Annotated in this window: 21 protein-coding genes and 1 pseudogene; 16 read left to right on the top strand and 6 right to left on the bottom strand. The window is 70.1% G+C overall.

All coding sequences use genetic code 11. The features are described 5' to 3' along the window. Positions 1–21 precede the first annotated feature (21 nt). Both IF04_RS0102885 and IF04_RS0102880 read left to right on the top strand, forming a co-directional pair. The gene (locus IF04_RS0102885) at positions 22–1,575 is read left to right on the top strand and encodes an RDD family protein (RefSeq protein ID WP_030250284.1); all 1,554 of its coding nucleotides are present in this window, start codon (positions 22–24) and stop codon (positions 1,573–1,575) included. A gap of 161 nt (positions 1,576–1,736) precedes the next feature. Further along, positions 1,737–2,384, top strand: a complete 648-nt coding sequence (locus IF04_RS0102880) for an RDD family protein (RefSeq protein WP_030250281.1) — start codon at positions 1,737–1,739, stop codon at positions 2,382–2,384. A gap of 14 nt (positions 2,385–2,398) precedes the next feature. Here the strand turns inward: IF04_RS0102880 and IF04_RS0102875 are convergent, their stop codons facing one another. Continuing rightward, the gene (locus tag IF04_RS0102875) at positions 2,399–2,689 is read right to left on the bottom strand and encodes a hypothetical protein (RefSeq protein WP_030250278.1); all 291 of its coding nucleotides are present in this window, start codon (positions 2,687–2,689) and stop codon (positions 2,399–2,401) included. A gap of 347 nt (positions 2,690–3,036) precedes the next feature. Here IF04_RS0102875 and IF04_RS0102870 point away from each other — a divergent pair, with 347 nt between their 5' ends. Both IF04_RS0102870 and IF04_RS0102865 read left to right on the top strand, forming a co-directional pair. Then, positions 3,037–5,430, top strand: coding sequence for an immune inhibitor A domain-containing protein (locus tag IF04_RS0102870; RefSeq protein ID WP_030250274.1), 2,394 nt, complete (start codon positions 3,037–3,039; stop codon positions 5,428–5,430). A 192-nt stretch (positions 5,431–5,622) separates the two neighbouring features. Further along, positions 5,623–5,958 carry a hypothetical protein gene (locus tag IF04_RS0102865; RefSeq protein ID WP_037957981.1) on the top strand — a complete coding sequence of 112 codons (336 nt, stop codon included), beginning with the start codon at positions 5,623–5,625 and terminating at the stop codon, positions 5,956–5,958. Positions 5,959–5,978: 20 nt separating this feature from the next. Here IF04_RS0102865 and IF04_RS0102860 read toward each other — a convergent pair whose 3' ends face one another. Both IF04_RS0102860 and IF04_RS0102855 read right to left on the bottom strand, forming a co-directional pair. Beyond that, entirely contained in the window at positions 5,979–6,575 is a 597-nt protein-coding gene (locus IF04_RS0102860; protein WP_030250268.1) for an isochorismatase family protein, read from the bottom strand. 271 nt (positions 6,576–6,846) lie between these two features. Next, positions 6,847–8,175, bottom strand: a complete 1,329-nt coding sequence (locus IF04_RS0102855) for a nicotinate phosphoribosyltransferase (protein ID WP_030250261.1) — start codon at positions 8,173–8,175, stop codon at positions 6,847–6,849. An 81-nt stretch (positions 8,176–8,256) separates the two neighbouring features. Here IF04_RS0102855 and clpS point away from each other — a divergent pair, with 81 nt between their 5' ends. The 7 genes from clpS to IF04_RS0102820 all read left to right on the top strand — a co-directional run bounded on the left by clpS (position 8,257) and on the right by IF04_RS0102820 (position 13,203). Continuing rightward, positions 8,257–8,568 (top strand): ATP-dependent Clp protease adapter ClpS, encoded by a 312-nt coding sequence (clpS, locus tag IF04_RS0102850; protein WP_030250256.1) that lies wholly within the window; start codon positions 8,257–8,259, stop codon positions 8,566–8,568. Beyond that, entirely contained in the window at positions 8,568–9,170 is a 603-nt protein-coding gene (locus tag IF04_RS0102845) for a DUF2017 domain-containing protein (protein ID WP_030250253.1), read from the top strand. The genes clpS and IF04_RS0102845 overlap by 1 nt, the downstream gene beginning before the upstream one ends. A gap of 386 nt (positions 9,171–9,556) precedes the next feature. After that, positions 9,557–11,008 (top strand): amino acid permease, encoded by a 1,452-nt coding sequence (locus IF04_RS0102840; RefSeq protein WP_030250250.1) that lies wholly within the window; start codon positions 9,557–9,559, stop codon positions 11,006–11,008. A gap of 94 nt (positions 11,009–11,102) precedes the next feature. Continuing rightward, positions 11,103–11,537 (top strand): M67 family metallopeptidase, encoded by a 435-nt coding sequence (locus tag IF04_RS0102835; RefSeq protein ID WP_030250248.1) that lies wholly within the window; start codon positions 11,103–11,105, stop codon positions 11,535–11,537. Positions 11,538–11,686: 149 nt separating this feature from the next. Beyond that, complete coding sequence (locus tag IF04_RS40205) at positions 11,687–11,800, top strand: putative leader peptide (RefSeq protein ID WP_342668106.1); 114 nt, start codon at positions 11,687–11,689, stop codon at positions 11,798–11,800. Positions 11,801–11,974: 174 nt separating this feature from the next. Further along, complete coding sequence (locus IF04_RS0102825) at positions 11,975–12,253, top strand: MoaD/ThiS family protein (RefSeq protein ID WP_030250245.1); 279 nt, start codon at positions 11,975–11,977, stop codon at positions 12,251–12,253. After that, complete coding sequence (locus tag IF04_RS0102820; RefSeq protein ID WP_030250243.1) at positions 12,253–13,203, top strand: PLP-dependent cysteine synthase family protein; 951 nt, start codon at positions 12,253–12,255, stop codon at positions 13,201–13,203. The genes IF04_RS0102825 and IF04_RS0102820 overlap by 1 nt, the downstream gene beginning before the upstream one ends. 81 nt (positions 13,204–13,284) lie before the next feature. On the opposite strand, the pseudogene IF04_RS39465 reads toward IF04_RS0102820, so the two are convergent. Then, positions 13,285–13,812, bottom strand: a pseudogene (locus tag IF04_RS39465) (type II toxin-antitoxin system PemK/MazF family toxin). 234 nt (positions 13,813–14,046) lie between these two features. Here IF04_RS39465 and IF04_RS0102810 point away from each other — a divergent pair. Further along, on the top strand, positions 14,047–14,799 hold the full coding sequence (locus IF04_RS0102810; protein ID WP_030250241.1) for an MBL fold metallo-hydrolase: 753 nt from the start codon (positions 14,047–14,049) through the stop codon (positions 14,797–14,799). 66 nt (positions 14,800–14,865) lie between these two features. On the opposite strand, the gene IF04_RS0102805 is transcribed toward IF04_RS0102810, so the two are convergent. Both IF04_RS0102805 and IF04_RS0102800 read right to left on the bottom strand, forming a co-directional pair. Continuing rightward, positions 14,866–16,119 carry a PTS transporter subunit EIIC gene (locus IF04_RS0102805; RefSeq protein WP_030250239.1) on the bottom strand — a complete coding sequence of 418 codons (1,254 nt, stop codon included), beginning with the start codon at positions 16,117–16,119 and terminating at the stop codon, positions 14,866–14,868. A 231-nt stretch (positions 16,120–16,350) separates the two neighbouring features. Next, complete coding sequence (locus IF04_RS0102800) at positions 16,351–17,661, bottom strand: PTS transporter subunit EIIC (RefSeq protein ID WP_030250237.1); 1,311 nt, start codon at positions 17,659–17,661, stop codon at positions 16,351–16,353. A 226-nt stretch (positions 17,662–17,887) separates the two neighbouring features. Here IF04_RS0102800 and IF04_RS0102795 point away from each other — a divergent pair, with 226 nt between their 5' ends. From IF04_RS0102795 to IF04_RS0102780, 4 genes are all read left to right on the top strand, one after another. After that, positions 17,888–18,121 (top strand): PTS sugar transporter subunit IIB, encoded by a 234-nt coding sequence (locus tag IF04_RS0102795; RefSeq protein ID WP_030250235.1) that lies wholly within the window; start codon positions 17,888–17,890, stop codon positions 18,119–18,121. A gap of 88 nt (positions 18,122–18,209) precedes the next feature. After that, on the top strand, positions 18,210–18,941 hold the full coding sequence (rph, locus tag IF04_RS0102790; RefSeq protein ID WP_030250233.1) for a ribonuclease PH: 732 nt from the start codon (positions 18,210–18,212) through the stop codon (positions 18,939–18,941). Positions 18,942–19,092: 151 nt separating this feature from the next. Then, positions 19,093–19,254 carry an SCO1431 family membrane protein gene (locus tag IF04_RS38060; protein WP_106975513.1) on the top strand — a complete coding sequence of 54 codons (162 nt, stop codon included), beginning with the start codon at positions 19,093–19,095 and terminating at the stop codon, positions 19,252–19,254. A gap of 92 nt (positions 19,255–19,346) precedes the next feature. Further along, the gene (locus IF04_RS0102780; protein WP_030250231.1) at positions 19,347–19,754 is read left to right on the top strand and encodes a hypothetical protein; all 408 of its coding nucleotides are present in this window, start codon (positions 19,347–19,349) and stop codon (positions 19,752–19,754) included. The last annotated feature ends 178 nt before the right edge of the window (positions 19,755–19,932 follow it).

The raw sequence follows: 19,932 nt of genomic DNA, 5'->3' as shown, positions 1-19,932 counted from the left end.
ACACAGATACGGGATTTGGACATGAGCGCGCCTTCGTCAGGATCCGCCGGCGGCAGCCCCACGCCTGGGTACTACCCGGATCCGTCCATCCCCGGCTACATCCGGTACTGGAACGGCGCCTCCTGGGTGCCCGGCACCAGCCGGCCGGCGCCGGCCGACGGCGAGGAGATGCCGGCCCCGCCGGCGGGTGCCGCGGCCGAGCCGGGTCCGGCAGCGTCGTCCGCCGCCGGGCAGCCGTCCGCCGAGGAGACCGGCCCGGTCTTCTTCGACGAGGAAGAGAACTCCGGACAGGTCGACGGGGAGGCCCCCGACGGCGCCGGCCTCGCGGTGCGCGACCGCGGCGAGATGGACGTGCCGTCCGCCGCCACCGCGTGGGACGACCCGCAGCGGCTGCACGGCACGGGCCCCGACGCGGGCGCCTCCTGGCAGGCCGACGCCTCCCACCAGGCCGGCTTCGGCGGCGAGCAGGACCAGATGGTGTCCTGGGGCTCGGTCCCGCCGCAGCGCGAGGGCGCGACGCCGGGCGCACCGGCCGAGGCCCAGCCGTGGGGCGACGCGCAGGAAGGTTCCGGTCAGGAACGCCCGCGCAAGGAAGGCGCCGCCGATGCCCCCAAGGACGGCACCATGGCCATCCGCGCGGTGGGCCCCGGCACGCCCGTCGCCGACGGCACGATGGCGATCCGGATCGACCGCGGCGGCGCACAGCCGGGCCGCGACCGGTCGGCGCCGACGGCCGGCCCCGCGGCCCAGCAGCCGCCGGCCACCCCGCCGCAGTCCGCCCCCGGCTACGGCTACCCGCAGCAGACCGGCCCGTCCGGTCCCTCCGTCCCCGGCCAGGGCGGTTACGGCTACCCGCAGCAGGCCGGCCGGCAGGACGGTTACGGCTACCCGCAGCCCGGCCCCGCGGCTCCCCAGCAGAGCGGGTACGGCTACCCCCAGCAGGCCCCCGTGGGCCCGCAGCAGGGCGGTCCCGGAGGCTACGGCTACCCCCAGCAGTCGAGCCCGTCGGCCCCGCAACAGGGCAGCGCGCCCGAGGGCGTCATCCCCTTCAAGCCGCCGGTCGACAACCCCTTCGCGGCCGCGCAGGCCCAGGGGCGGCCCGCGCCGCTCGGCCGCCGGCTCGCCGCCCGGCTGATCGACACGCTCGTGCTGTGCGTGCTGCTCGCGGGGGTCGTCGTGCCGCTGTGGAGCGCGGCGGCCGACCACATCGGGGCCAAGGTCGAGGCCGCGAAGCAGTCCGGCGTGCAGACCACGGTCTACCTCCTGGACGGCACGACCGGCGGCTATCTGGCCATCGTGATCGCGGTGCTGCTGGTCGTCGGGCTGCTCGTCGAAGCGCTGCCCACCGCCAAGTGGGGACACACGCTGGGCAAGAAGGTCTGCGGCGTGCAGGTGCTGGACATCGAGGGGCACGACACCCCGGGGTTCGGCGCGGCGGCCAAGCGCTGGCTGGTGTACGGCCTGCTCGGCGCGCTGGTCATCGGCGTGGTGAACGCCGTGTGGTGCCTGATCGACCGGCCCTGGCGGCAGTGCTGGCACGACAAGGCGGCCCGCACGTTCGTGGCCGAGGGCTGAGCCGGTCCTGCGAGCCGGTTCGCTGAGCCGGCTCGCAGGCGCGCGCCCCGGAGTGCCGGGGCGCGCCCGCGCACGGCGCGCGCCACGCTCCGGGGCGCCGCACTTCCTCCGAACGGCGCACGCCGGATGCGGCGACCGGTGGTACGCGGTCGACTCGGGCCATGAGTACCGACCAGCCGAGGCCCGGATCCGGTGAGCCGCCGGAGGACCCGTTCCTCAAGAAGCCGCAGCACCCGCAGGAGCCGCCGCCCGACAGCGGCGACCCGTACGGCGGCGCGCCCCAGGGTCCGTACGGCGGACCCCAAGGCCCCTATCAAGGCGGCCCCCAGGGCCCGTACGGCGCCCCCGATCCGCTCGCCGGGATGCCGCCGCTCGCCGGCCGTGGCCGGCGGCTGCTCGCGCGGATCATCGACGGCATCCTCATCGGCGTGCCGGTCGGCCTGATCATGTGGTTCATCGTCGGCGGCGTGGACTACCCCGGCACCACCGATGACAGCGGCAAGCAGACCGTGGTCTCCGGCGTCACGATGCTGGCCTATCTGATCTACGAGGGCCTGATGCTCACCACCCGCGGCCAGACCGTCGGCAAGATGGCCATGAAGATCAGGGTGGCGATGCTGGAGAACGGGGCGATCCCCACCGCCCAGGCGGGCTGGGTGCGCGCCGCTGTCTACACGCTGCCGGAGGTCATCCCCTGCTGCGGCGCCATCTTCTGGCTGGTCAACGTCCTGTGGTGCACCTGGGACAAGCCGTACCAGCAGTGTCTGCACGACAAGGCGGCCCGCACGGTGGTGGTGTCGGCCGGCTGACGCGAAAGCAGCCGCTAACGGGAGTGTTCGCCGACCCGGGCCTCGGCAGGCCGGGTCGGCGACGTACGCCGTCCCACGAAGCCCTCGGGCCGTACCTGTGGGGCGGCGACGCGCGTCCGGCGGGCGCGCGCGAAGCGCGGCAGCGGCGCCGTGACCGCGACGAGGAGGCCGAGCCCGAGCCCGGCGATGGCGATGACCGCGACCGCGATGCCCGTCCTGGTCTGCGAGAGCAGCAGCATGGCGAGGGTGGAGAGCACGACGGTGGCCGAACCGTAGACGAGCTGTGCGGCAGTCGGTCGAGGCATGGCGGGTCCGTCCTCGGAAGCATCAGGGGTGTCAGTCGACTTGGCGCGCCGCCAAAAGACTCTACGGTCCTTACTGCCCGAGCGGAACGTCCGGTAAGCGTGAGTTGACCCACTGGCCCGGTGCATGGGGGGCGCACCGATTCATGTGCCCGGCGAACCGCCCCCCGCGGCGCGCCCGTTGGGTGCTCCGTGCGGTCCGGACATCATCCGATACTCGTCCGATACCCGTACATCGTGAGCCGAGTAACGTACTTCGCTGATGTGTTCAAAACAAGGTCTGTCTTTTCCCCCGGCGTTCCGGTGCAATGCCTCCAACGACCGTTCGTCACAGGGGAGGACAGCGCAACGTGAGATCCCAGAGATTGCTGTTCAGATCGGCCGCCCTGGCCACGGCAACCGCCGCGATCGGGGCGGCCGTTTTCGCGTCCGGGGCCGCACAGGCCGACGGCCGTAACCCGGCCGCGAGCCCGTCCAACGACCCGGCGCCCGCCGAGCGGTCGGTGGACCACGACCTCAAGGGCCCCTTCAGCGACCGCCAGGACGCGCAGCGCGAGGAAGCGCTCCGGCAGGTCATATCCGGCGACGCCGAGACCACCGAGCGCGGCGGCTCGCAGGTCGTGAAGCTGGACAAGGGCAAGTACGTCGAGCTGGGCCGGGAGAAGACCGACAAGATCTTCACGATCCTGGTGGAGTTCGGCACCAAGGTCGACGACACCACGATGTACGACCCGGACGGCGACGGCCCCAAGCCGCCGGTGAAGAAGTACGGCGGCGACGCCGGCCCCGCGCACAACGAGATAGCCGAGCCGGACCGTGCGACGGACAACAGCACGGACTGGCAGCCCGACTTCAACCAGCAGCACTACCAGGACCTCTACTTCTCGCACGACAAGAAGAAGGAGTCCCTGGCGAAGTACTACGAGAAGCAGTCCTCGGGCCGCTACTCGGTCGAGGGCGAGGTATCCGACTGGGTCAAGGTCGACTGGAACGAGGCCCGCTACGGCTCCAACTACTGCGGCCAGACCAACTGTTCCAACGCCTGGGACCTGATCCGCGACGGCGTGAACCAGTGGGCGAAGGGCCAGAAGGCCCAGGGCCGCACGGACGCGCAGATCAAGACGGACCTTGCCAAGTACGACCAGTGGGACCGTTACGACTACGACGCCGACGGCAACTTCAATGAGCCGGACGGCTACATCGACCACTTCCAGATCGTGCACGCCGGCGAGGACGAGTCCGCGGGCGGCGGCGCGCAGGGCACCGACGCCATCTGGGCGCACCGCTGGTACGCGTACGGCACGGACGCCGGCCGGACCGGCCCGGGGGAGAACAGGGCCGGCGGCGCGCAGATCGGCGACACCGGCATCTGGGTCGGCGACTACACGATGCAGCCGGAGAACGGCGGCCTCGGCGTCTTCGCCCATGAGTACGGCCACGACCTGGGCCTGCCGGACGAGTACGACACCAGTGGCACCGGCGAGTCCTCCGTGGACTTCTGGTCGCTGATGTCCTCCGGCTCCTGGCTCGGCGAGGGCAAGGACTCCATCGGCGATCTGCCCGGTGACATGAACGCCTGGGACAAGCTGCAGCTCGGCTGGCTCAACTACGACACCGCGAAGGCGTCGACGGCCTCCACGCACAAGCTGGGCGTCGCGGAGTACAACACCAAGCACAAGCAGGCGCTCGTCGTCGAGCTGCCGAAGAAGGCCGTCACCACCTCGGTCGTGAAGCCCGCCGAGGGCGCCAAGCAGTGGTGGAGCGGCATGGGCGACGACCTGAAGAACACCCTCACCCGGTCCGTCGACCTCACCGGAGCGACCAAGGCGTCCCTGAACCTCAAGGGCTGGTGGGACATCGAGGCGGAGTACGACTACCTGTACGCCGAGGTCTCCACGGACGGCGGCGCCAACTGGACGCCGGTGGACGGCACCGCGAACGGCCGGGCCATCCCGCGCGACGCCGGCGACAAGCCCGCGCTGACCGGCACCGTCGAGGCGTACCAGGACCTCGTCTACCCGCTGGACGCGTACGCGGGCAAGAAGATCGACCTGCGGTTCCGCTACCAGACCGACGGCGGCGTGGCCCAGAAGGGCTTCGCGGCGGACGGCTTGAGCATCGTGGCCGACGGCAAGCCGCTCTTCACCGACGGTGCCGAGGGCGACGACGCCGGCTGGACCGCCAAGGGCTTCTCGCGCATCGGCGAGTCCTTCACCAAGGACTACCCGCAGTACTACCTCGCGGAGAACCGCCAGTACGTCTCGTACGACAAGACCCTGAAGACCGGCCCGTACAACTTCGGGTGGCCCTCCACCCGGCCGAACTGGGTCGAGCACTTCCCCTTCCAGAACGGCGTGCTGATCTGGCTCTGGGACACCTCGCAGCCGGACAACAACGTCGGTGAGCACCCGGGCACCGGTCAGATCCTCCCGGTCGACGCGCACCCGAAGGCCACGAAGTGGGCGGACGGCAAGCTCATGCGCAACCGCTTCCAGACCTACGACTCGACCTTCACCCGTGCCCGTACCGACGCGCTCACGCTGCACAAGGACGGCAAGGCCGCGAAGATCGCGTCGCAGAAGGGCGTGACCGTCTTCGACGACCGCAACGGGGTCTACTACGACAAGACCAACCCGACCGGTGGCGTGATCGTCCCTGACACCAACACCCGGATCAAGATCGCGAAGGAGGCCCACGATGGCTCCACGGTGGTCCTCCAGGTCGGGCCCGCGGCGAAGCAGTAAGTAAAGCCGCAGGTCAGATACGTATCGGCCGCCGCCCCCTAGCGGGCGGCGGCCGATCGCGTTTAGATGCCTCCTGCGGCCTTCTTGCTGACACGTAGTCTCACGAGGGGTTCCCGACGCATGCCCCGACCCAGCGTGCGCCGGCCGCACGACCATGCACCGACCGCTGCACCGACCATGCACGGGGGAAACATGACCCTGACCGGCTCCGGCTTCATCAGGCTTCCGGGCGGAAGCGTGGTGGTGGCCCTCTCGCTGCCCAGACCGGGCGGCAGCGGCCACCGCGTACGCGTCCTCGTCCACGCCGCGAACCGCTCGCGCGCCCTGACCAGACTGCGCAACCTCGGACTGCGCGCCGTCTACCTGCGCGGCAACACCGAGCCGCCCACCCCGGACGAGGTCACGGCCGTACTCCACCACCCCGACGGGCTGGTCTGGCGCGGCGCCCCGGAGGACGACACGGAGTCCTGGCACCCGATACGGGCGCTGCTGCGCCCGTCCGTACCGGAGCAGCTCAGCCCGCGCTGACGTGCTCGGCCGCCGGTGGCTCAGCCCGCGCTGACCACCGGCTTACCCGTCAGCTCGGCCCCCGCCTCCCGCAGCTCCGCGACCGCCGCCTCCGTCGTGTGCGCGGCCACGCCCGCCGTCAGGTCCAGCAGGACCCGGGTGCGGAACCCCTCGCGCAGCGCGTCCAGCGCCGTGGCCCGCACGCAGTGGTCCGTGGCGATGCCGGCGATGTCGACCTCGGTCACGTCGTGCGCGCGCAGCCACTCCGCCATCGAGGCGCCGTGCTCGTCCACGCCCTCGAAGCCGCTGGACGCCGCGGCGTGCTCGCCCTTGGAGAAGACCGCGTCGATCGCACCTGAGACGATCGCGGGCGCGAAATTGGGGTGGAAGCCGCTGCCCTCGGTGCCGGCCACGCAGTGCGCGGGCCAGCTGTGCTGGTAGTCCGGCCGGACCGAGAAGTGGTCGCCGGGGTCGATGTGGTGATCGCGCGTGGCGACCACGTACTGGTATCCGCTGCCCGCCGCCTCGCCCACCAGGTCGGTGATGGCTGCGGCGATGTCACAGCCGCCCGCTACCGCGAGGCTGCCGCCCTCACAGAAGTCGTTCTGGACGTCCACGACGATCAATGCCCGGTGCATGGTGCGTGCCTTCCGGATGGGAAATGGGGGGAGGGTGTGGCGGCTGTGGGGGCTACGGCAAACGCCGATGTGACCGAGGGTAGCCACTCGCCCGGCGCTGCGGGAGTGGGCGCCGTACGGCGGTTCGGGACACGCCGCGGCAGGCCAGGGGGCACGGCACGGCGCACGGAGAAGTCCCGTCCGTACCGCGCCACCCGTTCGGCCGCACGAGGACACCCACGTACCGAGGTACCGGGGTGCATGCCCCTCGCAGAGGCGTGGCCGTGGCCCCTCAGACGTACTCCGTGGGCAGCACGGCCTCGCCGCGCGAGAGCTGCATCGCGGACATCGGGAGCCCGGCGCGGGCCGCGATGTGCCGCTCGCGCGCCGCGTCCAGCGGCTCGCGGGCGATCACCTCGCCGCCGCGCACCAGCGGCACCATGAGCTGCCGGTCGGCGAGCTCGGCCGGCACCGGCCCCGTGCCGATGACCTCGGCCTCCGCCACGCCGTCCGCGTCCGGGCGCCGCGCGGCCCACTTGCGGCCCCCGTGGGACGCCTTGCCGCCCATGGACTTCTTCGCGACCGGCCGCAGCGGCGCGCCGTCGCCGTCGCTGTCGGCGCGCGCGACCAGCTTGTAGACCATCGAGCAGGTGGGGTGGCCGCTGCCGGTGACGAGCTGGGTACCGACGCCGTACGCGTCCACGGGCGCGGCGGCCAGCGAGGCGATGGCGTACTCGTCCAGGTCGCTGGTAACCACGATCCTGGTGTCGCGCGCGCCCAGCTCGTCCAGCTGCTGGCGCACCCGGTGGGCGAGCAGCAGCAGGTCGCCGGAGTCGATGCGGACGGCGCCGAGGCCGGGCCCGGCCACCTCCACGGCGGTACGGACCGCCTCCGCCACGTCGTAGGTGTCCACCAGCAGAGTCGTTCCTGCACCGAGGCTGTCGACCTGCGCGGTGAACGCGTCCCGCTCGTTGTCGTGCAGCAGGGTGAAGGAATGCGCGCTCGTCCCGGCCGTCGGGATGTTGTACCGGAAGCCGGCCGCGAGGTCGGAGGTGGTGTGGAAGCCGCCCACGTACGCGGCCCGGGAGGCGGCCACCGCGGCCAGCTCGTGGGTGCGCCGGGCGCCCATCTCGATCAGCGGGCGGTCGCCGGCCGCGACGGACATCCGGGAGGCGGCCGCCGCCACCGCCGAGTCGTGGTTGAGGATCGAGAGGATCACCGTCTCCAGCAGCACCGCCTCGGCGAAGGTGCCCTCGACGCGCAGGATGGGGGAGCCGGGGAAGTAGACCTCGCCCTCCGGATAACCCCAGATGTCGCCGCTGAAGCGGTAGTCGGCGAGCCACGCGCGGGTGGTGTCGTCGAGGATGCCGCGCTCGGTGAGGAAGTCCAGGATCGTGGCGTCGAAGCGGAAGTTCTCCACCGCGTCCAGCAGCCGTCCGGTGCCCGCGACCACGCCGTACCGGCGGCCCTCGGGCAGCCGCCGGGTGAAGACCTCGAAGACCGAGCGCCGGTCGGCGGTGCCGGACCGCAGCGCGGCCTGCACCATGGTGAGTTCGTACTGGTCGGTGAAGAGCGCAGTCGACGGCACGGCCACCGGCAGCCCCAGGTCTGCTGTGTTCATAGGAAAGATGCTACCTCCCTTACTCGTCACATTGACGATTTCCCCGGGTCGTTTGTGCGCGCGCCCCTCCTGGGTGGCAGCATGGGATCCGTGAGTGTCGCACCGACGGAGATCGAACGTCCTGAAACGACCGAGGCGCCTTTCGAGGCGCCCGAGCCCGACGTCCCCTGGGTCACCGTCGTCCACAATGACCCCGTCAATCTCATGAGTTACGTGACCTACGTGTTCCAGGCGTACTTCGGGTACTCCAAGGAGAAGGCACGCAAGCTCATGCTCGACGTCCACCGGAAGGGCCGCGCGATCGTGTCCAGCGGTACCCGCGAAGAAATGGAGCGCGACGTGCAGGCGATGCACGGCTACGGCCTCTGGGCGACCCTCACGCAGGACCGCTGATGGCCGGCCACTTCGAAGCCCTGCCCGGCGGCGGCGCGGCGGCCGCCTTCGACGAGGTCGAGATCTCCATCCTGCGCAGCCTGGCCGTCCAGCTCATGGAGCTGGTGGGTCCCGGTGACGAGCCCGCCGAGGGCGAGGACCCGCTGGACGCGCTCTTCGCCGAGGGGCCCAGCGAGCCGCCGTCCGACCCGGCGCTGGCCCGGCTCTTCCCCGACGCCTACGGCGGCCCGGACCACGTGCCGGACGACGATGCGCGCGCGGCCTCGGCGGAGTTCCGCCGCTTCACGGAGAACGACCTGCGGACCCGCAAGCGCGAGGACGCGCTCGCGGTGGTCCGCTCCCTGGACGCGCTGTCCGCCGAGGGCGGCAAGGACTCCGAGGGCGCGGTGCTGCGGCTCAAGCCGGACGAGTCCCAGCAGTGGCTGGGCGCGCTGAACGACCTGCGGCTGGCGATCGGCACCCGGCTGGAGGTCAGCGACGAGGACGACGGCAGCGAGCTGCTCGGCCTGCCGGACGAGGACCCGCGCAAGCCGATGGCGATGGCGTACCTCTGGCTGGGCGGGCTCCAGGAGAGCCTGATCGAAACGCTGATGCCGGAGTGAGAGCCGGGCCGGTTTCCGGATCGGCGGCCGCCCCGCGATCATGGCCCGGACCGGCGGCTTTGTGACCCGGACGGTACGCCCGATTACGTACAGGGATGCGTCCGCTCAACGGACGATCAAATCCGGATAACGATCGCATTACTGCTGCGCCCGGCCTTCCTGCGCCTTTTGAATTTTGTCCTCTTTTCCCTGTCGTGCCCTACGGTGTCCCGGTAGTACATCCCAAGTGGTCGTGGTAAAAACTCTCGACCTGCCGTAGGTGACGCCACCCCTGTCGCCGCGGGAGCGCTGCGCCGGCCGACCGTTGGCGATGCAGGACTCCATCCGGGGGGATCGGGACCCGATCCGGAACAGACCGGGTCGGAATGGAGAAAGGCGCACCACACATGACCTCAGCGCAGGTCGACAATCAGCACGGCGTCACCGACGCCGCGGGATCTGCCCCGGAAGAGGGCTATCAGCGCGGTCTGGGAAACCGGCAGATCCAGATGATCGCCATTGGTGGCGCCATCGGAACGGGCCTGTTCCTCGGGGCGGGCAAAGCGATCTCGAAGGCCGGGCCGAGCATCATCCTGGCCTACGCCATCGTCGGGCTCGTCATCTTCTTCATCATGCGGGCCCTGGGCGAGCTGCTCATGTACCGCCCGGTGTCCGGCTCCTTCTCGGAGTACGCCCGTGAGTTCCTCGGCCCCTTCATGGGCTTTGTGACCGGCTGGACGTACTGGCTCTTCTGGGTCGTCACCGGCATCACGGAAGTCACGGCGGCCGCGACATACGTCCATTACTGGAACGACGGCATCCCGCAATGGCTGTCGGCCCTGGTCTTCACCATCGCGCTCTTCGGCATCAACCTGATCTCCGTCAAGCTCTTCGGTGAGCTGGAGTTCTGGTTCTCCATGGTCAAGGTCACCGCCATCGTCGGCATGATCCTGATCGGCCTCGGCGTGATCATCCTCGGCTTCTCCGATGCCGGCGACACCGCTTCCTTCACGCTTCTCTGGTCCGAGGGCGGGTTCTTCCCCAAGGGCATCGGCGGCACGCTGATGACGCTGCAGATCGTGATGTTCGCCTTCCTCGCCGTCGAGCTGGTCGGCGTCACCGCGGGCGAGGCCACCGACCCGAAGAAGGTCCTGCCCAAGGCCATCAACACCGTGCCGTGGCGGATCGGCCTCTTCTACATCGGCTCGCTGATCATCATCCTGTCGGTCGTTCCCTGGTCCATCTTCGAGCCGGGCGTCAGCCCGTTCGTCGCGGCCTTCGCCAAGATCGGCCTGCCGGCCGGCGCCGGCATCGTGAACTTCGTCGTGCTCACCGCGGCGCTGTCCTCCTGCAACTCCGGCATGTACTCCACGGGCCGGATGCTGCGCGACCTCTCGCTCAACGGGCAGGGGCCGAAGGTCTTCACCTACCTCAGCAAGAACGGTCTGCCCACCCGCGGCACCGCGGTCTCGGTGGCCATGATGATGGTCGGCGTCTGGATCAACTACCAGTGGCCGGGTGAGGCGTTCAACTACGTCGTCTCCTTCGCCACCATCTCCGGCATGTGGGCCTGGATCGTCATCCTGCTCTCGCAGCTGCGCTACCGGGCCAAGGCCAAGCGCGGCCTGCTGCCGCAGTCGGAGTTCAAGGCCCCCGGCGCGCCGTACACCTCGATCTTCGCGCTGGCCTTCATCGCCATGGTCATCGTGATGATGGGCATCGACCCGGACACCCGGATCTCGCTGTACGCGGCGCCCATCTGGGCCGCGATCATGGGCATCGGTTACCTGGTCATCAAGCGCCGGGACCCGAACGTCTTCGCGGCCCGCGGCCCCGTCGACACCACGAAGAAGGACTGACCCGACGCGGCGACTGCCGCGCCCGCTGTCCAGCATCCGGGCCCGTACGTATCACTTGGTGGTACGTACGGGCCCGATGCTTATTCTGGTCGGCATGCTGACCATCACCCGGGCTCTCTACGACCAGATCGTCGAGCACGCCCGCAAGGACCACCCCGACGAGGCGTGCGGGGTCCTGGCGGGCCCGACGCCGGCGCCCGCCGACGGCCGCCCCGAGCGGTTCATTCCGATGCTGAACGCGGCGCGCTCGCCCACGTTCTACGAATTCGACTCCACCGACCTGCTCAAGCTCTATCGCGAGCTGGACGACCGGGACGAGGAGCCCGTCGTGATCTACCACTCGCACACCGCGACCGAGGCGTACCCGTCCCGTACGGACGTCTCGTACGCGAACGAGCCGAACGCGCACTATGTCCTGGTCTCCACCGCGGACACCGACGACGCGGGCCCGTTCCAGTTCCGCTCCTACCGGATCGTGGACGGTGTGATCACCGAAGAAGAGGTCGAGGTCGTCGACGCGTACGCGTGACGCCCGTCACTTCTTGCCCGTGCTCGGCCCCGGCGGCGCACGGCCCGCCGGGGCGTCCCGATTGGCCCCATCCCACATGGTGTGCACCGCCCGTCCGCATCCCGAGACCGGGTTCCAGTACCCGGACCGGGAATCGATACGATGACCGCATGGTTGACCACGACGTGAGCGAGAAGACGCCGAGCTTGCTGCTCGTTGCGCGGCTGCACGTCGACCTGTGCCGCCTCGCCAGCGCGATGTGTCCGCGCCGCGCAGCCGGCTGACCGGTTCCGCCTACCCGCACGACAGGCGCCCGGCCGAGACGGCCGGCGGGCTGAACGCATACCCGCCCGCGTCCCAGGACGCCTCGCCCGACGCGCCCCGCAGCGGCGCACTCCAGACTCGCTCTCCGGCCCTTTCCGGGAAGCGTCCCAGCCAGCCGAAACAGGAGCATCCTCATGGCCATCGAGGTCCGAATCCCGACCATCCTGCGCACCCACACCGACGGCCAGAAGGCCGTGGAAGGCAGCGGCGACACCCTCGGCGAGCTCTTCGACGACCTGGAGACCCGGCACGCCGGCATCAAGGAGCGCCTGGTCGAGGGCGGGCAGCTGCGGCGCTTCGTCAACGTCTACCTGAACGACGAGGACGTCCGCTTCCTCGACGGCATCACCACGAAGGTCGCCGACGGCGACAGCGTGACGATCCTTCCCGCCGTCGCCGGTGGCTCTCGCTGATGCGGTACGACAGCCCGCTCGCCGCGGTCGGCAACACCCCCCTGGTGCGTCTGCCGCGGCTGTCGCCCGCCGACGACGTACGGATCTGGGCCAAGCTGGAGGACCGCAATCCCACCGGCTCCGTCAAGGACCGCCCCGCGCTGCACATGATCGAGCAGGCGGAGAAGGACGGCCGGCTCACCCCCGGCTGCACGATCCTGGAGCCCACCAGCGGCAACACCGGCATCTCGCTCGCCATGGCGGCCAAGCTCAAGGGCTACCGCATCGTGTGCGTCATGCCGGAGAACACCTCCCAGGAGCGCCGCGAGCTGCTCGCCATGTGGGGCGCGGAGATCATCTCCAGCCCCGCGGCGGGCGGCTCCAACACCGCCGTACGGGTCGCCAAGGAGCTCTCGGCCGAGCACCCCGACTGGGTGATGCTGTACCAGTACGGCAACCCGGACAACGCGGGTGCGCACTACGCCACCACCGGCCCGGAGATCCTCGCCGACCTGCCCTCCGTCACGCACTTCGTGGCGGGCCTGGGCACCACCGGCACTCTCATGGGCGTCGGCCGCTACCTGCGCGAGCAGGTCCCCGGCGTACAGATCGTGGCTGCCGAGCCGCGCTACGACGACGTCGTCTACGGCCTGCGCAACCTCGACGAGGGCTTCATCCCGGAGCTCTACGACGAGTCCGTGCTGACCACCCGTTACTCCGTCGGCTCGGCGGACGCGGTGCGCCGCACCCGTGAACTCCTCGCCGAGGAAGGCATCTTCGCGGGCGTCTCCACCGGCGCCGCGCTGCACGCCGCGATCGGCGTCGCGAAGAAGGCCCTCAAGGCGGGCGAGAGCGCCGACGTGGTGTTCGTCGTCGCCGACGGCGGCTGGAAGTACCTCTCCACCGGCGTCTACACCGCGGAGAGCACCGAAGCGGCCATCGAGACGCTGCACGGCCAGCTGTGGGCGTGAGCCCGTTCGCGACCGCTTCGTGAAGGCGCCCGGCCCGTACGGCCGGGCGCCTTCACGCTGTCCGGGGCCGTATCGGGGCGCCTACCGGGCCAGATGCCGGACCTGGTCCCACAGCAGCGGGTCCGCCGTGCCCGCGCGGCGCCGGAAGTCGGCCACCGCGACCTCCCGCAGTTCGTCCGTCTCCAGGAAGCTCGGCCGGCCCTGCGCGTCGCCCACCGTCCCGGGCCGCAGCGGGATCACCCCGGGCCGCTCGTCGTGGTACCGGCTGGTGATCTTCGCGACCAGCGCGGACCCGCCCCGTACGGCCAGTACCAGGCACGGCCGGTCCTTCGCGGCGGAGACGTCCTCGAACGGCACCTTCGCCCACCAGATCTCGCCGGGTTCCGGAGCGGCGCCGCCGCGCTAGCCGGGCCGTGTACGTACCGGCAGGTCACCGGGGCGCCGCGAGGTACGCCCGGTACCGCGTCCGCCGTCCCGGCCCGGGCCGCGACCGGGCCGCCGGCCGCCGCGCCGCGGACCGCGGTCCGAACGGGCCCGCCCGTCGACGACCGCCGCGACCAGCGCCAGTACCACCACGGCCAGCACCGCCGGCCACCATGAGGTGTCCATGCCCGCCTCCTCGATCGTCGTCCACCGGACCGTACCCCGGACCGTCCGCACCCGCCCCAAAGGCCCACCCGGACTGGTGATTCCGCCCACAGCTCGCCCCGCTGGAGGAGCCACCGGCCCTTTCGCGCCTTACCCTCGTGGGCACTGCAACGACTGGTACGGACCGGCCGAGCACGGCCCAAGCCCCGCATGGACCCGCCGCACCGCCCCCCGCCCACGGAGGTTCACGCCCCTATGAAGCTCACTGTCGTCGGTTGCTCGGGGTCGTTCCCTTCGACGGAATCGGCCTGTTCGAGCTACCTCTTGGAGGCCGACGGCTTCAGGCTGCTCATCGACATGGGCAACGGTGCCCTCGGCGAGCTGCAGCGCCACTGCGGTCTCTACGACCTCGACGCGGTACTCCTGTCCCATCTGCACGCCGACCACTGCATCGACCTCTGCGGATACTTCGTCGTGCGCTACTACCGGCCCGACGGCGGCCGCTGCGCCCCGATGCCGGTCTACGGCCCGGCCGGCACGGAGCGGCGCCTCACCGCCGCCCACGCCGACCTGCCCCATGACCACGCCATGAGCGAGGTCTTCGACTTCCGCACGCTGGCCGCCGGCACCTTCACCGTGGGCCCCTTCACGATCCGTACGGAGCAGGTCAGCCACCCCGTCGAGGCGTACGGCTTCCGCATCGAGCACGGCGGCCGGTCGCTGACGTACTCCGGCGACACCGGGGTCTGCGAGGCGCTGGACACCCTCGCCGAGGGCACCGACTTCTTCCTCTGCGAGGCGTCCTTCACGCACGGCAAGGAAGACATCCCCGACCTGCACCTCAACGGCCGCGAGGCGGGGCAGCACGCGGCCCGCGCCCGGGCCGGCCGGCTGGTGCTCACCCACATCCCCCCGTGGACCGACCCCGGCATCAACCTCCGCGACGCGCAGGAGGTCTTCGACGGCCCGGTGGAGGTCGCCAAGGCGGGCGCCGTGTACGAGATCTGACGCGCCATGGGGAAGGCCCCGGAACCGTACGCCGGTTCCGGGGCCTTCCCCATGAGTACTGCGGGCTCACGCCTTGGTGAGGTCCTCGACCTCCTCCTCGGGCTCGCGGCCCGGGGTGGTGAGGTTGAACTTCGTGATCGCGAAGCGGAAGAGCACGTAGTAGATCACCGCGAAGACCAGACCGATCGGGATGATCAGCCACGGCTTGGTGGCGAGGTTCCAGTTCAGTACGTAGTCGATGAAGCCCGCGGAGAACGTGAAGCCGTCGTGCACGCCGAGCGCCCAGGTGACGGCCATCGACACGGCGGTCAGCACCGCGTGGATCGCGTACAGCACCGGCGCGATGAACATGAACGTGAACTCGATCGGCTCGGTGATACCGCAGACGAACGAGGTCAGGCCGAGCGAGATCATCATGCCCAGGACGGCCTTGCGGCGCTCCGGGCGCGCGGTGTGCGCGATGGCCAGCGCGGCGGCCGGCAGGCCGAACATCATGATCGGGAAGAAGCCGGACATGAACTGGCCGGCGCTCGGGTCGCCCGCGAAGAAGCGGCCGATGTCGCCGTGCACGACCTTGCCGGCCGCGTCGGTGAAGTCACCGAGCTGGAACCACGAGACGGTGTTCACGAACTGGTGCATGCCGATCGGGATCAGCGCACGGTTGATCAGGCCGAAGAGGCCCGCACCGACCGCGCCGAGACCGGTCATCCACTCGCCGAAGCTGGAGATCGCCTCGCCGATGGGCTCCCAGATCAGGGTGAAGAGCACGCCGACCGCGGTGCCGACGAAGGCCATGATGATCGGGACCAGTCGGCGGCCGTTGAAGAAGCCCAGCCAGTCCACCAGCTTGGTGCGGTGGAAGCGCTGCCACAGGACCGCGGCGAGCAGGCCCATGATGATGCCGCCGAGCACGCCGGGGTTGTTGACGACCGGCTCGACCCACTTGCCCTTGTCGATGTGGCCTTCCTCGACGGGGAAGGCCTTGAGGACGTTGCTGTAGACCAGGAAGCCGACCAGGGCGGCCAGCGCGGTGGAGCCATCGGCCTTCTTGGCGAAGCCGATGGCCACGCCTATGCAGAACAGCAGCGGCAGGTTGTCGAAGACCGCGCCGCCCGCCGCGGCGAAGACCTTCGACACATCGATCCAGCCCAGGCCGTCCTTGCCGAAGACATCGGGCTGGCCGAGCCGGTTGAGGATGCCCGCGGCGGGCAGGACGGCGATCGGCAGCTGGAGGCTGCGACCGATCTTCTGCAGGCCCTGCAAGAGACCCGCTCCCCGCTTCTTCGCGGGTGCCGCCTTGCCGGCGGTGGCCGTACTCATCGGATTCCTCCTGGTGAGGCGGGCTCGGGGAAAAGGGCAGCCCGCTTGTATGGTCTACACCACTGAGTGGTTTAGACCATACTTAGCATGTCGTCACCGCATAAAGGAATCCGTTCCTCCCGATCGTTACGGCGGCACGCGGAACGGCTCCGGAACCTATTGTTCCGGAGCCGTTTTCCGACCACGCAGGGGAGTCTCCGCTTCACGTTCCGCTGCACCGCAGGGGAGCGCCTACTTCACGTTCTGCTGCTCCATCGCCTCGCCCACTTCCTCCGGCTCGCGCCCCGGAGTCGCCAGATCGAACTTGGTGATCACGAAGCGGAAGATCGCGTAATAGACCACGGCGAAACACAGCCCGATCGGAATGATCAGCCACGGCTTGGTCGCCAGACTCCAGTTGATGACGTAGTCGATCAGACCCGCCGAGAAACTGAACCCGTCGTGCACCCCCAGCGCCCAGGTCACCGCCATCGACACACCCGTCAGCAGCGCGTGCAGCACATACAGCACCGGCGCCACGAAGAGGAACGAGTACTCGATCGGCTCGGTGATCCCCGTGACGAACGACGTCAGGCCGACCGACAGCATCATGCCCGCGATCTCCTTGCGGCGATGCCGCTTCGCGCAGTGCGTGATCGCCAGCGCCGCCGCCGGCAGCGCGAACATCATGATCGGGAAGAACCCCGACGTGAACTGACCCGCACTCGGATCACCCGCCAGGAACCGGTTGATGTCACCGTGCACGACCGTCCCGTCCGGCTTCGTGAAGTCACCGAACTGGAACCACATGAACGTATTCAGGAACTGATGCATGCCGATCACCAGCAGCGCACGGTTCGCCACACCGAAGATCCCGGAACCCGTCGCCCCCAGATCCACCATCCACTTGCTGAAACTCGTCAGCGCGTCACCGATCGGCGGCCACACGAACAGGCACACCACCGCGAAGAGCAGCGCCACGAACGACATGATGATCGGCACCAGCCGGCGGCCGTTGAAGAAGCCCAGCCAGTCCACCAGCTTCGTACGGTGATACCGCTGCCAGAACCACGCCGACAGCAGCCCGATCACGATGCCGCCGAACACCCCCGGATTCTGATACCCGGCCGGCGTCCCCGTCCCGTCCTTCGCCACGCACGCGCCCCCCAGCGGCCCGCCGCTCACGAACGTCGCGCCGCTCGCACAGTCCACCGGGAACTGATGCAGCACGTAGTAGTACACGAGGAAGCCCGTCACGGCCGCCAGCGCCGTCGACCCGTCCGCCTTCTTCGCCATGCCGATCGCGACGCCCACACAGAACAGCAGCGGCAGCCCCAGCGAGGAGTCCAGCAGCGCCTGACCGGCACCCGCGAACACCTTCGCCACGTCGTCCCAGCCCGCACCATCCGCGCCGAACACATCCGGCTGCCCCAACCGGTTCAGGATGCCCGCCGCCGGCAGCACCGCGATCGGCAGCTGCAGGCTGCGCCCCATCTTCTGCAGGCCCTGGAACAGCCCGCCGCCCCACTTCTTCCTCGGCGCCGCCGCCGCGTCCGAACTCATCCGCATCCTCCCGGCCGCCGGCCCCACGACGGCCGACTCGTGCTTGCCGCATACTGGTGGTGTAGACCATTCGTAGTGGCGCTACGGGGCCTCCCGGAGGCAACTCCAGGTGGTCGCCATCATTCGCCAGGCAACGGACATACGCCCGTCCAACAGGGCTGAACGTGCGTTACCGTGTGGAATCCTTCGGCACAACCGCCGACGGCCGAGACAAGCAGGAGTGGACATGGCCAGCAAGGCTGAGAAGATCGTCGCCGGGCTCGGCGGCCTCGACAACATCGAAGAGGTCGAGGGCTGCATCACCCGTCTCCGCACCGAGGTCGTCGACCCCTCCCTCGTCGACGAGGCCGCCCTCAAGGCCGCCGGCGCGCACGGCGTCGTGAAGATGGGCACCGCGATCCAGGTCGTCATCGGCACCGACGCGGACCCGATCGCGGCGGACATCGAAGACATGATGTGAGCTGAGCCCCCGGCTCCCACCGAGGCCCCTTTCGTGCGCGCGTACGCACCGGAACGGGGCCTTCGGCATTCCCGATAGGGTCGTCCCCATGTCTCGAATCGACGGCCGCACCCCCGAACAGCTCCGCCCCGTCACCATCCAGCGCGGATGGAGCAAGCACGCCGAGGGCTCCGTCCTCATCTCCTTCGGCGACACCAAGGTCTTCTGCACCGCCTCCGTCACCGAAGGCGTACCGCGCTGGCGCAAGGGCAGCGGCGAGGGCTGGGTCACCGCCGAGTACTCCATGCTCCCGCGCTCCACCAACACCCGCGGCGACCGCGAATCCGTCCGCGGCAAGATCGGCGGCCGTACCCACGAGATCTCCCGCCTCATCGGCCGCTCGCTCCGCGCCGTCATCGACTACAAGGCCCTCGGCGAGAACACCATCGTCCTGGACTGCGACGTCCTCCAGGCCGACGGCGGTACCCGTACCGCGGCGATCACCGGCGCCTACGTCGCCCTCGCCGACGCCGTCACCTGGGCCCAGGGCAAGAAGCTCATCAAGGCCGGCCGCAAGCCGCTCACCGGCACCGTCTCCGCCGTCTCCGTCGGCATCGTCGACGGCACGCCGCTCCTCGACCTCTGCTACGAGGAGGACGTCCGCGCCGAGACCGACATGAACGTCGTCTGCACCGGCGACGGCCGCTTCGTCGAGGTCCAGGGCACCGCCGAGGCAGAGCCCTTCGCCCGCGACGAGCTCAACGCCCTCCTCGACCTGGCCGTCACCGGTTGCACGGACCTGGACAAGGCCCAGCGCGAGGCCCTGGCCGCGACGCTCTGACGAGCCCTGTTGGCGATCTGTGACGTTCCCCTCGTGGGGCGTGCATCTCTAGGAATGCACGAGCCGCAGGCGCAAGGTGGGACGTGCACCCGTACCGCGAGGTACCCGGGTGCGCGTCCACCAGCACCCCACGACGAGGAACCACACCGTCATGCCTGCTGAAGCCGCTGCCGCCGCCCTCGACGCACCCGCCGCCCGCACGGGCGGCCCCAACGACCACTCGCCCTGGATGGAACACGTCCTCGGCTGGACCCTCGTGGTCGTCCTCGCGATGTTCCTGACCCAGACCGGCCTCATCACCGGACTTACCTGACCTTCCGCCGCAATCCGGCGGCGTCGGCAACCAAAACCGGACGCCATGCGTTCCTTCCTTTACCTGTTCATTGCATAGGGAGGGCCCTGCCCATGTCCGCGTACCGCTTCGCCCGCCGCCGTAAGGCCATGATCACCGCCTCAGCCGTGGCGGTCGTCGCCCTGGCCGTGCCCGTCCTCACCGGCTGCGGGGCCGTCCAGACGGCCATGGACTGCGCACAGACCGCCACCGCCGTCGGAAAGAACGTCGACGAGCTCCAGCAGGCGTTCTCCGGCGGGGCCGAAAACCCCGCGGAGGCCCAGCAGGCCCTCGACAAGATCGACAAGAACCTCGACGAGCTCGGCGACCAGAGCGACAACGCCGACATCGGCAAGGCCGTCGACGACCTCTCCCGCGGCGTCAAGGACGCCCAGCAGTCCCTCGACAAGGGCCAGACCCCCGACACCGCCCCCATCGAATCCGCCGCCTCGGAACTGACCAAGATCTGCACTCCGGGCTGAGTGCGGGGGCACGTGGGGCGGCCCGCCTAAGGGGGGTCGGCCGCCCTACCGAGCGGGGGGCGGCGGCCGCCCGCCGGACGAGGCGGGCGCGGCCGATCGGCGAGCGAGGCCGCATCGGGCGCCGGGCGGGGGCCGCTCATGCCATGCGGTCCGACCGGGCGCTGGGCGGCGGGGCCCG

The sequence above is a fragment of the Streptomyces violens genome (assembly GCF_000717745.1).
Lineage (GTDB): Bacteria > Actinomycetota > Actinomycetes > Streptomycetales > Streptomycetaceae > Streptomyces > Streptomyces violens.
Note: the sequence above shows the minus strand (reverse complement) of the source record. Positions and strands in the feature narration are given on the sequence as shown.